This is a genomic window from Pseudarthrobacter sp. LMD1-1-1.1 (assembly GCF_040676255.1).
Taxonomy (GTDB): Bacteria; Actinomycetota; Actinomycetes; order Actinomycetales; family Micrococcaceae; genus Arthrobacter.
The window spans coordinates 336,229-349,634 of the sequence record NZ_JBEGHP010000023.1 but is presented as its reverse complement, the minus strand read 5'-3'; the positions used below and the strand labels follow the sequence as shown (position 1 = coordinate 349,634).

The 13,406-nt window shown below is 67.9% G+C and carries 12 protein-coding genes; 5 read left to right on the top strand and 7 right to left on the bottom strand.

Features of this window, described 5'->3' with window-relative positions:
• Positions 1 to 23 precede the first annotated feature (23 nt).
• From MRBLMD1_RS15205 to MRBLMD1_RS15180, 6 genes are all read right to left on the bottom strand, one after another.
• Positions 24 to 398 (bottom strand): hypothetical protein, encoded by a 375-nt coding sequence (locus tag MRBLMD1_RS15205; protein WP_364401084.1) that lies wholly within the window; start codon positions 396 to 398, stop codon positions 24 to 26.
• Positions 399 to 407: 9 nt separating this feature from the next.
• Positions 408 to 1,994: a radical SAM protein gene (locus MRBLMD1_RS15200; protein ID WP_364401081.1), complete on the bottom strand. Its 1,587-nt coding sequence runs from the start codon at positions 1,992 to 1,994 to the stop codon at positions 408 to 410.
• 17 nt (positions 1,995 to 2,011) lie between these two features.
• Complete coding sequence (locus tag MRBLMD1_RS15195; protein WP_364401078.1) at positions 2,012 to 2,257, bottom strand: hypothetical protein; 246 nt, start codon at positions 2,255 to 2,257, stop codon at positions 2,012 to 2,014.
• 109 nt (positions 2,258 to 2,366) lie between these two features.
• Positions 2,367 to 2,717, bottom strand: coding sequence for a hypothetical protein (locus MRBLMD1_RS15190; RefSeq protein WP_364401075.1), 351 nt, complete (start codon positions 2,715 to 2,717; stop codon positions 2,367 to 2,369).
• Positions 2,714 to 3,472, bottom strand: a complete 759-nt coding sequence (locus MRBLMD1_RS15185) for a prolipoprotein diacylglyceryl transferase (RefSeq protein WP_364401072.1) — start codon at positions 3,470 to 3,472, stop codon at positions 2,714 to 2,716. The genes MRBLMD1_RS15190 and MRBLMD1_RS15185 overlap by 4 nt, the downstream gene beginning before the upstream one ends.
• Positions 3,473 to 3,521: 49 nt before the next feature.
• Positions 3,522 to 4,937 carry an NAD(P)H-quinone dehydrogenase gene (locus MRBLMD1_RS15180; protein WP_224025491.1) on the bottom strand — a complete coding sequence of 472 codons (1,416 nt, stop codon included), beginning with the start codon at positions 4,935 to 4,937 and terminating at the stop codon, positions 3,522 to 3,524.
• Between the two features lie 104 nt (positions 4,938 to 5,041).
• Between MRBLMD1_RS15180 and MRBLMD1_RS15175 the strand changes: the two genes are divergently transcribed.
• Positions 5,042 to 5,860 carry a purine-nucleoside phosphorylase gene (locus MRBLMD1_RS15175; protein ID WP_224025490.1) on the top strand — a complete coding sequence of 273 codons (819 nt, stop codon included), beginning with the start codon at positions 5,042 to 5,044 and terminating at the stop codon, positions 5,858 to 5,860.
• A 57-nt stretch (positions 5,861 to 5,917) separates the two neighbouring features.
• On the top strand, positions 5,918 to 7,666 hold the full coding sequence (locus MRBLMD1_RS15170; protein WP_364401067.1) for a phospho-sugar mutase: 1,749 nt from the start codon (positions 5,918 to 5,920) through the stop codon (positions 7,664 to 7,666).
• Between the two features lie 49 nt (positions 7,667 to 7,715).
• Here the strand turns inward: MRBLMD1_RS15170 and nirD are convergent, their stop codons facing one another.
• The gene (nirD, locus tag MRBLMD1_RS15165) at positions 7,716 to 8,096 is read right to left on the bottom strand and encodes a nitrite reductase small subunit NirD (protein ID WP_159632477.1); all 381 of its coding nucleotides are present in this window, start codon (positions 8,094 to 8,096) and stop codon (positions 7,716 to 7,718) included.
• 259 nt (positions 8,097 to 8,355) lie between these two features.
• Between nirD and nirB the strand changes: the two genes are divergently transcribed.
• From nirB to MRBLMD1_RS15150, 3 genes are read left to right on the top strand one after another with little or no spacing between them, the layout of a single operon-like run.
• Positions 8,356 to 10,995, top strand: a complete 2,640-nt coding sequence (gene nirB / locus MRBLMD1_RS15160) for a nitrite reductase large subunit NirB (RefSeq protein ID WP_364401063.1) — start codon at positions 8,356 to 8,358, stop codon at positions 10,993 to 10,995.
• A gap of 2 nt (positions 10,996 to 10,997) precedes the next feature.
• Positions 10,998 to 12,029, top strand: coding sequence for a uroporphyrinogen-III C-methyltransferase (gene cobA / locus MRBLMD1_RS15155; RefSeq protein ID WP_364401060.1), 1,032 nt, complete (start codon positions 10,998 to 11,000; stop codon positions 12,027 to 12,029).
• 14 nt (positions 12,030 to 12,043) lie between these two features.
• On the top strand, positions 12,044 to 13,192 hold the full coding sequence (locus tag MRBLMD1_RS15150) for a uroporphyrinogen-III synthase (RefSeq protein ID WP_324644597.1): 1,149 nt from the start codon (positions 12,044 to 12,046) through the stop codon (positions 13,190 to 13,192).
• The last annotated feature ends 214 nt before the right edge of the window (positions 13,193 to 13,406 follow it).

Here is a 13,406-nt window from a genome sequence, read left to right as displayed (position 1 = left end):
GAGGACAGCACCCCGCGTACCTGTCACACCCCTAACAATTGCCCCGCCGCCACGTAGATTCCGTAAGCGCCCGCTGCGAGGAGGGCACCCAGGTAAGCGAGCACGAGCCGCGTGTCACGCAGGAAGCATTTGGACCGTGCCAGTCCGCGCCGTCTTGCCTTCCAGTAACCCGCAAAGCCGAGGCCGGCGAAGACAACCAGGACGGCCGGTCCCGCCAGCCACCCCAGCAGCGCAACGGTGGCAAAAATACACAGCCGGAGCGGATCATAGGGTGCCTGGCCGGCGGGTGCGGGGGTGCCCGGATCCTGCGGGGTGGAGTGTGCTGCGGCGTGCCGGCGCACCAGCTGGGAGGGCGTAGGCCCTCCCGCGATGCGGCGGGCATTGGAAGCGGGGTCCATGGCTCTGTCCTAGACCTGGCGCACCGGAAGCAGCTGTGCACCAGTTGCCGTGCTCATCCGCTGCCTGGCCAGGGAAGGCCATGCCTGGACAGCGCAGAAGGGCGCGCACTGGTGCTCCGCGTCGTCGCCCTTGGTTCCGACGTGGACGCAGCACTGGGTGAGCCGTTCCTCGATCATGGTGGACATGTCCATGAAGGGCTTGACCATGATCCGGGTGACCCGCTCGGCCAGGAGCCGGCGCAGGCGCTGCTGCTGGCCCGGAAGCTTGCCTGCCGCCAGGGTGGTCAGCGTTCCGATGCCAAGGTCGCACTGCGTGCAGATGTTCTTCCACAGATCCATGGTCCGTGGGTGCGACAGGGACGACTGCTCACTCAGCAGGTCCAGCAGCGAGGTTTTCATCAGGTTCCGCAGTTCCAGCGGGATGGCGCTGTCAGCAATCCGGTTGGCGATGCTGTCAGGATTGAGTTCGAGCCACCCCAGCAATTGGTCGTGGCCGATAAGCGCTGCCAGGGAACGCCAGGTGCCGGCGTCGTCCTTAAGCATGTAGCCCACCGATGCGCAGTGCGGATGGGAGCACGGCAGTGCCGTGAGGTCGTGCCAGGAGACCACGCCGCCGGTTTGTGACTCGAGCCTGTCCAGGACGCCTGTATGCGTGAGCCGGTCCAGGGGATCGATGCCGTGCCCGCGCCCGGAACCGAACACGGGCTGCAGCGCCACGCCGCCCACGAACGGGGTCTCCAGCGCACGCATCACCACGTCACCGATCTCACTCTCATTGACGCCCAGGGATGCAGTCATGGTCAGGGTGGTGAATATTCCGGCCGCGGACAGCCGGGAGATGGCCGCATCCTTGTAGCGGGTCAGGTCGCCGCCCCGGTGGTGGATCGATGCCTCCCTGGAAGAGCCGTCGTATTGGAGGTACACCTCCACGCGGTCACGGTGCCGCGCCAACAGGGCAAGCAGTTCGTCGTCAGTGGCTATCAGCATGCCGTTGCTGTTCACCATGATCCGCACGATCGGCCGGGCCACGAGTTCGTCCAGCAGTTCCGCCAGGTACGGGTACAGCGTTGGTTCACCGCCGGACAACATCAGCACATCGAGGCGGTTGTTCTCGCGTGCCAGGCGGGTATCGATATTGGCCAGCACCTCCTCCAGCGGAGCCACGCCCTGCAGTTGCGGCCCGGAGGCGGTGAAACAGGTGGGGCACTTCAGGTTGCAGTGCTCGATGATGTCCTGGAGCAGGATGCAGGTGTGCTGGGTCTGCATGGCCGGAAGTCCGTAGGCATACGCCTCGGGGATGGGACGGAAATTGCCTGGCCGGTCAGGAACATGCTGCTTGGTGGGCGCCTGCCATTTCTCCAGGTAGCGAAGGATCTCCGGGGACTCGTCATAGAGCGTGCGGACCAGACCATGCTCCGGGCAACCTCGTTCAAGCCACACCCGCCCGTCGCGGACCAGCAACGCCCCGGACAGCCGCCGGACCTCGCTGAGTGGAGGGTTGGTGTCGTGGCAACGGGGGCAGAACGCCGTGACGTAGCGGTGGATCCGGTCACCCCGCAGCGGCTGGCCGGTCCCTGGTAACTCTCGCGACCTCATTGATCAGTGCTCCCTTCTCAGATTCTGGTCTGTGCGAGGGCACCCACGCACAGTCCCCCGCCGAGCAGCAGGAAGATGCCCAGCCCAATCAGCATCCCCGCCCCGGTCCTCGCGGTGCCGGGGCGGACGGCAAGGGCAATGCCCAGTCCCAGGTAGACGGCGATGGGGACGAAGGCTGCGGGGCCGGCCAGGATGCTGGTCGCCCAGGAATTCGGCGCACCGACGCCGATTGTTGCCCAGAGGTAGAGGATGTACAACGCCAAAGCCCCAAATGAGAGCCCCGGGCCCAAGTAGCCTCGCCGTGGTTCCCGCTGCTGTCCCGGGCGGTGGGGCTCCCTCGGAGGGGGCGGAACTTGCCGGTCATCGTCCATGTCAGGCCCGGACCTGGACAAGGAAGCCGATGCAGAGGCCGCCGCCGAGCAGGACGAAAGCGCCCAGGCCGATCAGCAGCCCTGCACCCCAGAGCGCCGTCCGGCGCCGTACTGCAAGCACGATCGCCACGGCCAGGTACAGGACGATGGGGATGAACGGGGCCGGCACGGCGAGGACGCTGGCGGACCAGGCATAGGGCCCCTGGGCCATGGTTCCCAGGACGTAGACCGCGTACAGCGCCACGGCGCCAACCACGGCGCCGAGCCCCAGGGATCCGCCCCGTGGTTCGTTGTCCTGGGCGTCGTCCCGCCGCGGTGGCTGAAGTGGCCCATCCGGGGTTTCGTCGCTCATGCCACGGTGCCTTCCAGCGCAGGGCGGACGGGCTTCCTGAACACGCGCCGGACGCGCCAGGCCAGTAGAGGCAGGACCGCCAGCAGGAACAGTTGGGGGCGGCTCAAACCAAGCCAGAGGACCTCGTTTCCCCGGACGAACTCGACGAAGAACCTGAAGACGGCGTAGGCGCTGACGAAACAGATGAAGAGGTCACCGGGATGGGGCAGGGCGTCCCGGTAACGCCACATCAGGGCGAAGGCGGCCAGGTGGAAGGCGATCTCGTAGGCGAAGGACGGATGGAGGGCCACTCCCGCCGGGGCACCGGCCAGCGCAGCCTGGGCAGGGGTGAGGATAATGCCCCAGGATCCGCCGGTGGGAGTGCCCGGGAGCTCGGTGAGCAGGCAGCCCACCCGCCCGATAACCAAGGCCAGGGCCACTGCAGGCGCCAGCAGGTCTCCCGTGGACTCCCTGTAACCTGTCAGCCGTTTGCCAAGGTGGACGCCGAACCACGCCCCCACCAGCCCCGCAAGGATGCTCCGGTCACCGTTGCCCCACCAGTCCGCCAGGGACACCTGCCGGGATACGTCCCAGGTGAGCACGCGGGAACCGATACCGCCAAAGGCTACGGCGAAACCGGCGATGGGCCACAAGCGGGGGTCGGTGAGGCCACGGCGGCGCTTCTCATAGGCGTAGAACAGGAGGGCTGCACCGATGCCCAGCCCCACCATGCCGGCATGCACCAGCGCGTTTCCCGCAAGGGGAAGCCCAATCATGGGCAGAGTGTAACAACCGAACGCCCGCCGAATGCGGGCCCTTCGGCCCTTACATGTGGACGTGCAGGCGGCGGGCTGCCTCGGAGATGGATCCGGTGAGCGACGGGTACACCGTGAACGTGCTGGCGACGTCGTCCACGTGCAGCTTCTGCTTGACCGCGATGGAAATGGGGAAGATCAGCTCCGAGGCGTTGGGTCCGACCACCACGCCGCCGATCACCGTGCCGGAGCCCTTCCGGGCGAAGATCTTCACGAACCCGTCCTTGGCGTTGCGCATCTTGGCGCGGGCGTTGCTGCGCAGGGAGAGCTTGATGACGTCGGCCTGGTACTTGCCGGACTCGATCTCAGCTTCGGAGACGCCCACGTTCGCGATTTCCGGTGAGGTGAAGATGTTGGAGGCCACCTGGTGGAGCTTGAGCGGGGTGACGCCGTCGCCCATGAAGTGCGCCACCGCGATCCGGCCCTGCATGGCGGCCACGGAGGCCAGCGGCAGGACGCCGGTGCAGTCACCGGCGGCGTAAATGTTCGGGGCCGTGGTCCGGGAGACGCCGTCGACCTTGATGTGGCCGCTTTCGCTCACGGCCACGCCGGCCTCCTCAAGGCCAATCCCCGCAGTGTTGGGGATGGAGCCAAGGCACAGGAGGCAGTGGCTGCCCGTCACCTTGGTGCCGTCGGAAAGCGTGACCACCACGCCGTCGTCCGTGCGTTCCACGGTCTGGGCACGGGAGCGGGACAGGACCCGCACACCGCGGCGTTCAAAGACTTCCTCCAGGACCACTGCGGCGTCAACGTCTGAGCCGGGCAGCACGCGGTCACGGCTGGAGACCAGGGTGACCTTGGAGCCCAGGCCGTTGTAGGCGGACGCGAATTCGGCGCCGGTGACGCCGGACCCCACCACAATGAGCTCCTCGGGCAGCTCGTCGAGGTTGTAGATCTGCGTCCAGTTCAGGATCCGTTCGCCGTCCGGGCGGGCCGTTTCCAGCTCGCGGGGGTGCGCGCCTACCGCCAGCAGGATGGTGTCGGCTTCGACGGTTTCGGTGCCGTCCACGGTCAGGACTTCGATCCGGTGGCTGTCCAGGAGCCGGCCGGAGCCTTCGATGATGCGCACGCCCTGTTTCTCCAGGCCGTCGCGGATGTCCCGGGACTGGTTGCGGGCCAGGTTAAGGAGCCGGTCGTTGATGTGCTTGAGGTCGGCGCGCATGACCGGGACGAAGTCGCCGCCGTCGACGTCGAACTTCACCCCCAGCTCGCCGGCTTCCGCGACACGGGTCATGAGGTCGGCCGTGGCAATGAGGGTCTTGGAGGGGACTACGTCGGTCAGCACCGCGGATCCACCGAGCCCGGCACGTTCGATGACGGTAACGGTCGCCCCCAAAGAGGCGGCCACCATGGCAGCTTCGTATCCGCCGGGACCACCTCCCAGGATTGCGATCCGGGGGGAACTGAAATCTGGATGCGTAGTCACAGTCATCCATTCTCTCCCATTTACGGCCGGACCACCAAGAAATCAGGGTGCTTTCCGGGCCTGCCGTGACCGGGGCAACATGGGCGGCAGGATAACTTGTACTGGTGAGTACAACAGACTTCCTGAACACTGACCCGTTCGCCGCCGCCCGCGCCGCCGCGGACTACATTGCGGAAGAAACCGGAGTGGACCGCCATGACACCGCCCTGGTTCTCGGTTCCGGGTGGGGCGAGGCCGCAGACCTGATCGGCGAGACCACCGCCACGCTGTCCGCCGAGGAAGTTCCCGGCTTCCACGCCCCCGCCGTGGAAGGCCACGTTGGCACCATCCGTTCCGTGCTGACCACGTCCGGCAAGCGCGCCCTGGTCCTGGGCGCGCGCACCCACTACTACGAGGGCAGGGGCGTCCGCGCCGTGGTGCACGGCATCCGGACCGCTGCGGCTGCCGGATGCAGCACCCTCGTCCTCACCAACGGCTGCGGCGGCCTCAACGAGGACTGGGCCCCCGGCACCCCGGTACTGATCCGGGACCACATCAACCTCACCGCCGCCTCCCCGCTGGAAGGCGCTACGTTCGTGGACCTGACGGACCTGTATTCGCCGCGGATCCGCGGGCTGGCCCGGGAAGTGGACCCCACCCTGGACGAGGGCGTGTACGCACAGTTCCCCGGCCCGCACTACGAGACCCCGGCGGAGGTGCAGTATGCCAAGCGGATCGGCGCGGACCTCATCGGGATGTCGACGGCGCTTGAGGCCATCGCGGGGCGTCATGCCGGCATGGAGGTGTTCGGCATTTCGCTGGTCACCAACCTTGCGGCAGGCATCAGCCCCCAGCCGCTCAGCCACCAGGAAGTCATCGAGTCCGGCCAGGCAGCGGGCCCGCGCATTTCCAGGCTGCTGGCTGACATCATCGCCCGGCTCTAGCGGGTCAGGCGCCCGGGGTGCGCCACGTGGGCGGGCAATGACGATAGCGTTATGCCCATGACGTCTTCCGATGCCGAACTTCGCCTGCTCACCGAAGCCCGCGAATGGGCTGCCCAAGACCCGGATCCCGCAACGGAGGCGTCGCTCCTGGAGCTGGTCCGCCTCGTGGAGGATGGCGATCCCGCGGCCCGGCAGGAACTGGAAGACAGCTTCCGCGGCACACTGCAGTTCGGCACTGCGGGACTGCGGGCCGCGCTGGGCCCCGGCCCAAACCGGATGAACCGGGTGGTGGTGCGGCGGGCTGCAGCGGGACTCGCGGCGTTCCTGGTGGAGGCCGTGGCCAAGGCGGAGGCCGGCACCCGGCCGCGTGCCGTCGTCGGCTATGACGCCCGGTATAACTCGGATATTTTCGCCGCGGAAACGGCGGCGATCTTCACCGCGGCCGGCATCGAGACCTTCCTGCTGCCGGCAGCCCTCCCCACTCCCCTGCTGGCCTACGCTGTCCGCGCCCTGGAGTGCGACGGCGGCGTCATGGTCACCGCCAGCCACAACCCGCCGCAGGACAACGGGTACAAGGTGTACCTGGGGCGGCACGCGGTAACGGCAGAGGGCGACGGCGCCCAGATCGTGGCGCCGTACGATGCCGAAATCGCCGCGCGCATCAGCGCCGTGGGGCCGCTGGAGTCAATAGCGCTGGCAGGGGACGGATGGACCGTCCTGGACGGCTCCATCGCCGCCGAGTACCAGCGGGCGACGGCGGCACTCGCCATGCCGGAGCGCTTTCCGGCCCGCGATCTTCGGATTGTCCTGACGCCGCTGCACGGCGTCGGCGGCGGGACGGCGCTGGAAGTGCTCAAGGCGGCAGGTTTCACGGATGTCACCGTGGTGGCCGAGCAGGCCGATCCGGACCCCGATTTCCCCACCGTCAGTTTCCCCAACCCGGAGGAACCCGGCGCACTGGACCTTGCCCTGGAGGCAGCGGCGCGGCTGGACGCCGACCTGGTCATCGCCAATGACCCCGACGCCGACAGGGCTGCCGTGGCGGCCAAGGACCCCGACACCGGCGCGTGGCGCATGCTCCGCGGGGACGAAGTGGGGTCCCTGCTGGGCGCCCACATGGTGGCCCGGCTCGCGGACGGCGACTCCCTTGCGGAGGCTGACGGCCGCCGTGTGTTCGCCAATTCGATTGTGTCCTCCCGGCTGCTGGCCCGCATCGCCGCCGCCGCCGGACTCGACCATGAGGAAACGCTGACCGGATTCAAGTGGATTTCCCGGGTCCCGGGGCTGGTCTACGGGTACGAGGAGGCGCTGGGATACTGCGTCGCGCCGGATCAGGTGAAGGACAAGGACGGCATTTCTGCTGCGGTCCTGATCGTCGAACTCGCGGCCACCGCCAAAGCCGCAGGCAAGACGGTCTTCGACACCCTGGACGAGCTGTACCTCCAGCACGGCCTGCATGCCAGCGACCAGCTGAGCATCAGGGTTGCGGACCTGGGACTGCTGGACGCCATGATGAACCGCCTCAGGGTTTCGCCGCCGGAGTCGTTCGGGCAGTCAGCGGTGGAGGTATTCACGGACCTGGCCGAAGGCAGCGCGCAGTTGCCGCCCACGGAGGGCCTGCTCTACATCACCCGGAACCTGACCCGCGTGATCATCCGGCCCAGCGGCACCGAGCCCAAACTCAAGTGCTACCTGGAAGTCATCCACCAGGTGGGCTCCGCCGCGGAACTGCCGGCGGCACGCCAGGCGGCACGCGCCTCGCTGGATGAAGTCCTCCACGACGTAAGCGAGGCGCTGGGACTTTAACCACGGAAGGGGCGCGCCTCTTCGGCGCGCCCCTACCCTGCGGAAAATCCTAGAGCTCCACCTCGACGAAGCCGTCCCTGACACGGGTGCTGAACGCTGCCAGCCGCAGGCCCGGAGTGGTGAAGCATTCACCGGTCTCCAGATCGTAGACCTCCTTGTGCAGCGGCGAGGCGATCGTGGGGCGGGTGCCCTTGGAGCCGAGGATGCCGCGGGCCATGACGTGGGCTCCGGTGGCGGGGTCCTCATGCGCCACGGCGAAGACTTCGCTGGGGCCGGTGCGGAACAGTGCCACCTGACGGCCTGCCACCAGGGCGGCCTCGCCCCATGCCGGTTCGAGGTCATCCACCATGCAGACACGGTGCCAGCCGGTCCCGAACCCGGCGGTGTCTGATTCGGCGGCGAGCGCCCCAAGTTCAAGTGTTGCCGTCATGTCCGGCTCCTTTCCCTGTGCCTGTTGTCCCTTGCATTGGCAGCTTTTGCGGCCGTGTCCCACGCTAGGGTCCGGGTGTTTCAAAGGGGTGCGGTGAATGTGTCCGGCGCGTAAAAGAGACCTAACGCGGGCGGAAATGCGTTCGTGATGCAGAAGTTAAGTTGACGAAACAATTGGGAAACTGAGGCGAAACTGCCCCTTCCTAGGCTGGATGCACAAGCTGCAGAGCACCGTCTGCGGCCCATGCGAAAGGCCCACAGTGACCGAACAGACTTCAAGCACAGAGACTCCGCGCCGCATCGTCGTCGCCGGCGGCGGCCCAGCGGCCCACCGTTTTGCGGACGCCATGCATGCCCGCGGCCTCGACGGCTGGCATGTCACGGTCCTCACCGAGGAAGCCCACCTCCCCTACGACCGGGTGGCACTTTCCAAGGCCCTCACCGATGCCGGGGTGGACCTCACCCTGGGCACCGCTTCCATGTGGGACCACGGCTCGCTGGTCCTGAAGACCGGCGAGCGCGTGGTGAAGATCAATCCGGAAACAAAGAGCGTGGAAACCGCCGCCGGCCACAGCTACGAGTACGACCAGCTGGTGGTGGCCACGGGCTCGGACGCTGTACGCCTGCCCATCCCCGGTGCTGAGCACGCCCACGTGTACCGGACGCTTGAGGACGTGTGGGCCATCAACAAGGCCATCGCCGAACTCACCGCAAAGCTCGGCCGCAAGATCAACGCGGTGACCATCGGCGGCGGACTCCTGGGCCTTGAGTCGGCCGCCGGCACCGAGCAGCTCGGCGCCACCCCCGTCGTCATCAACGGGGCTCCCTGGCTGATGAACACCCAGCTGGACGAGGGTGCGGGCCAGGCCCTGGGCCGGCTCATCGAGGCGAAAGGCTTCGAGGTCCACGGCGGTGTGTTCCCTTCCGAGATTTTGGCGGACGACGACGGCCAGGTCACCGGAGTGCTCATGGCTGACGAACGCGTCATCCCGGCAGACCTGGTGATTGTCGCCGTCGGCGTCAAACCCCGCGACGAACTCTTCCGCGCCGCCGAAGGCGAAGAGCAGCTCTTCAGCCTGGGCCCCCGCGGCGGGGTGGTCATCAACGATTACTGCGCCACCGAAGTACCGGGCATCTGGGCCATCGGCGAAGTGGCCAACTTCGGCGGCATGTGCCTGGGCCTGGTGGCCCCCGCCAACACCATGGCCGAGATTGTGGCCGACCGGCTCCACGGCGGCGACGCCACCTTCCCGGGTTTCGACACCGCCACCAAGCTCAAGCTCTCAGGCGTGGACGTTGCCAGCTTCGGCGATGCCTTCGCCCGCACCGAACATGCCCTCGAAATCGTCTACGCCGACCCCGCCCGCGGCGTGTACCAGAAGATCGTGACCACCGACGACGCGAAGACCCTCCTGGGCGGCATCTTCGTGGGCGACGCCTCCCCGTACATGAGCCTGCGCCCGCTCCTGGGCCGCGAACTTCCCGCCGAGCCCGGCGCGTTCCTCAGCGCGGCCGGCGGCGGGGACGCTCCGGAAACCGAACTGCCGGACGACGCCACCCTCTGCTCCTGCAACAACGTCACCGCGGGAACCATCAGGGACACCATCAACGGCTGCGGCGCCTGCGAGGGCAACGCCCCCGTCCAGGAGCTGGGCGAGCTGAAGGGCTGCACCCGTGCCGGCACCCAGTGCGGTTCCTGCGTGCCGATGTTGAAGAAGCTGCTGGAAACTGAGCTGACCAAGTCCGGCGTCGAGGTCTCCAAGGCCCTGTGCGAGCACATCGAACTGTCCCGGCAGGAACTCTTCGACGCCATCCGTGTCCTGGGGCTGACCTCCTTCGAGGAGATCATGGCCAAGTACGGCACCGGCGCGGGCTGCGACATCTGCAAGCCCACCATTGCCAACATCCTGGCCAGCCAGAACAGCGCCTACGTGCTGGACGCCGGCCGCGGAACCCTGCAGGACACCAACGACCGCGCCCTGGCCAACATGCAAAAGGACGGCACCTACTCGGTGGTCCCCCGCATCGCCGGTGGCGAGATCACCCCGAAGAAGCTCGGAGTGATCGCCGCCGTCGCCGAAAAGTACGGCCTGTACACCAAGATCACTGGCGGCCAGCGGATCGACATGTTCGGCGCCCGGCTCGAACAGCTCCCGGAGATCTGGAAGGAACTGGTGGACGCCGGCTTTGAGTCCGGCCAGGCGTACGGCAAGAGCCTGCGCACGGTGAAGTCCTGCGTCGGTTCCACCTGGTGCCGGTTCGGCGTCCAGGACTCCGTGGCCATGGCCATCCAGCTGGAGCTGCGGTACCGCGGCCTCCGGAGCCCGCACAAGCTCAAGATGGGCGTCTCCGGCTGCGCCCGCGAATGCGCCGAGGCGCGCGGCAAGGACGTGGGCGTGATCGCCACCGCCGACGGCTGGAACCTCTACGTGGGCGGCAATGGCGGAGCCACGCCGGCGCACGCACAGCTGCTGGCCAAGGACCTGGACGACGAGACCCTGATCAAGTACATCGACCGCTACTTCATGTACTACATCCGCACCGCCGACCGCCTGCAGCGCACCGCCCGGTGGCAGGAAGAGCTCGACGGCGGCATCAAGCACGTGGAGGACGTGGTGGTCAAGGACACGCTGGGCATCGCCGCGGAGCTCGAGGCTGCCATGGCCAAGCACGTGGACACCTACGTCGACGAATGGGCCGACACCCTGAAGGACCCCGAGCGCCTGCGCCGGTTCCGCTCCTTCGTCAACGCCCCCGACCAAAAGGACGATTCCATCACCTTCGTCCCGGACGAGCGCGGCCAGATGCGCCCCGCCACTCCCGAAGAAAAGGGAAAGGTCCTGATCGGGTCCTCCATCCCGGTCCGCACCGCCACGACCACCCCTGGAAACGAGGCATAACCATGCAGCTCAGTATCGACCTCACCGGCCGGGACGTCCTGGTGACCGGCACCCCTGCTGCCGCGCGGCAGGCGGTGCAGCGGTACGAAGCCGCGGGCGCCGTCGTCCACCGCCTCACCAGCCCGCATGCCGCCCAGGGCGCCCCGCTGCCGAAAGGACTGTTCCTGGTGGCCGCCGTCGAGGACGGGCAGCCCGGCTGGGCCGGACTCCTGGACCGCTGCCGGGACGCAGGCATTCCCGTCGCTGCCGAACCTGCCGCCGGTGCCGCCGGGCACGTCACCCTGGTAGGGGGCGGGCCGGGCACCAGCGACCTCCTCACCGTGGCCGCCGTCAAGGCGCTGCGGGATGCGGACGTGGTGTTTTATGACCGCCTCGCTCCGTACCAGGAACTGCCGCTGCTGACGTCCGCGGAACTCGTGGATGTGGGGAAGAAGCCGGGGCACCACAAGGTCAGCCAGTCGGATATCGAAAAGCTGATGGTGGAAAGCGCGCTGGCCGGGAACAATGTGGTCCGCCTCAAGGGCGGGGACCCCTACGTATTCGGCCGCGGAGGCGAGGAAGTAGCCGCCTGCGTGGCCGCCGGCGTCCAGGTCCAGGTGGTGTCCGGCGTGACCAGCGCCATCTCGGTGCCCGCCGCTGCTGGCATCCCGGTCACCCACCGGGAAGTCAGCCATATGTTCACGGTGGTTTCCGGGCACGCCCCGCTGACCGAAAAAGAGCACCACCACCTGGCCGGCCTGGGCGGCACCATCGTGGTGCTCATGGGCATCGGCACCCTCCACCAGCTCGCCGCCGGCCTCCGCCGTGCCGGGATGCGCCCGGACATGCCCATGGCAGTGGTGGAACGCGGATACCGGCCGGGCCAGCGCACCACCATCGCCGATCTGGGCACCATCACCTCCGCCGCGGCCGGCTGCAGCAACCCGGCCGTGCTGGTGATCGGTGAGGTGGTGCGGGTGGCTGAAGCCAACCAGCAGCACGCCGCTGCCGCCGCCGACCTGGACCGGCTGGCGGCCTCGCTGCTGGGATCATGAAAGGATTGACCCCCATGACTGCACTTGCACCGGCCGAATCACCGCAGGCTGAAGAATCCACAGACGCCGCGGAGTCGCCGCTGGAGGGATTCCGCATCGGCGTCACCTCGGACCGGCGGTCCCGCGACCTGATCGAGGCCCTGGAACGGCGCGGCGCTGAAGTGCTGCACGCCCCCGCACTGAAGATCGCCCCCGTCCAGGAGGACATGCGCCTCATCGAGGACACCCGGGCCATCATCGCGGCCAAGCCCGACCTCTGCATCGCCACCACCGCGTATGGCATGCGCCGCTGGTGCGAGGCAGCGGATTCCTTCGGGATCGGCGACGAGCTGCTGGAGACGCTGGGCAGCTGCCGCATGTTCGTCCGGGGACCGAAAGCCCGCGGTGCGGTGCGCGCGGCGGGCCTTGCCGACGTCGGCATCAGCAGCGACGAAACCACCTCCACCCTGGTGGACATGCTGCTCACCGAGGGCGTCCGGGGCAAGACTGTCGCCATGCAGCTGCACGGCTACACCGACGTCCGCCAGATCGAGCGCCTGCGGATGTCCGGTGCCACGGTCCTCACAGTCACGCCCTACCGCTGGGTCAAGCCCGACGGCGAGGACAGGCTTCCGCGGCTGATCGACGCCGCCTGCACAGGCAACCTGGACGTCCTGACCTTCACCAGCGCCCCCGCCGTGGACGCCATGTGGAGCACGGCCCATGAGATGGGGCTCTACAAGCAGCTGGTGGAGAGCCTGAAACTGAACGTCACCACGGCCGTGGTGGGTCCTGTCACGGCGCAGCCCCTCCTGGACGCCGGGATCACGCCGCTCATCCCCGAGCGGTTCCGCATGGGCGCACTCATCCGGCTGGTATGCGAGCACCTGGCACTGAACCACGTCCGGCGGCTGGAGACCCGCTCCGGGAGCCTCGAGCTACGTGGCCGCAGCCTGCGCATCGACGGCCGGCAGGTGGAACTGGCACCGGCTCCCCTGCTGCTCCTGCGCGCCCTGCTGGGCGCCGGCGGCGCGGTCCTGTCCCGCGAATCGCTGTCCGACCTGCTGGAACTGCGCGGCTCCGTCCACGCGCTGGACATGACCGTGAGCCGCCTACGGTCCTCGCTGCCGGACGGCAAGCTGATCGAAACCGTGGTCAAGCGCGGGTACCGGATCCGCGTCTAGGTGGCTGCGGCCGGGCGCCCAGCGCCCGGCGCGGCGGCTTTTGTGTCGGCGGACGGACGAATGAGAGGTGCGTCACGGGTTCTGTTACCGGCGGGTAAATACTGGCGAACACGAGTCCGCTAAACAGCAACTGAAGGGAAACACCCCGGAAAAGACGCGCGCCTACGCTGTGTTCCATCACGAAGTTCCGGCCGCTTACCGGCCGCCACCGAAA

Coding starts and splice junctions, on each gene's coding strand:
- MRBLMD1_RS15205 (WP_364401084.1), bottom strand. CDS start 398: ATGGACCCCGCTTCCAATGCCCGCCGCATCGCGGGAGGGCCTACGCCC.
- MRBLMD1_RS15200 (WP_364401081.1), bottom strand. CDS start 1,994: ATGAGGTCGCGAGAGTTACCAGGGACCGGCCAGCCGCTGCGGGGTGAC.
- MRBLMD1_RS15190 (WP_364401075.1), bottom strand. CDS start 2,717: ATGAGCGACGAAACCCCGGATGGGCCACTTCAGCCACCGCGGCGGGAC.
- MRBLMD1_RS15185 (WP_364401072.1), bottom strand. CDS start 3,472: ATGATTGGGCTTCCCCTTGCGGGAAACGCGCTGGTGCATGCCGGCATG.
- MRBLMD1_RS15170 (WP_364401067.1), top strand. CDS start 5,918: ATGACGTCTTCCGATGCCGAACTTCGCCTGCTCACCGAAGCCCGCGAA.
- nirD (WP_159632477.1), bottom strand. CDS start 8,096: ATGACGGCAACACTTGAACTTGGGGCGCTCGCCGCCGAATCAGACACC.
- cobA (WP_364401060.1), top strand. CDS start 10,998: ATGCAGCTCAGTATCGACCTCACCGGCCGGGACGTCCTGGTGACCGGC.
- MRBLMD1_RS15150 (WP_324644597.1), top strand. CDS start 12,044: ATGACTGCACTTGCACCGGCCGAATCACCGCAGGCTGAAGAATCCACA.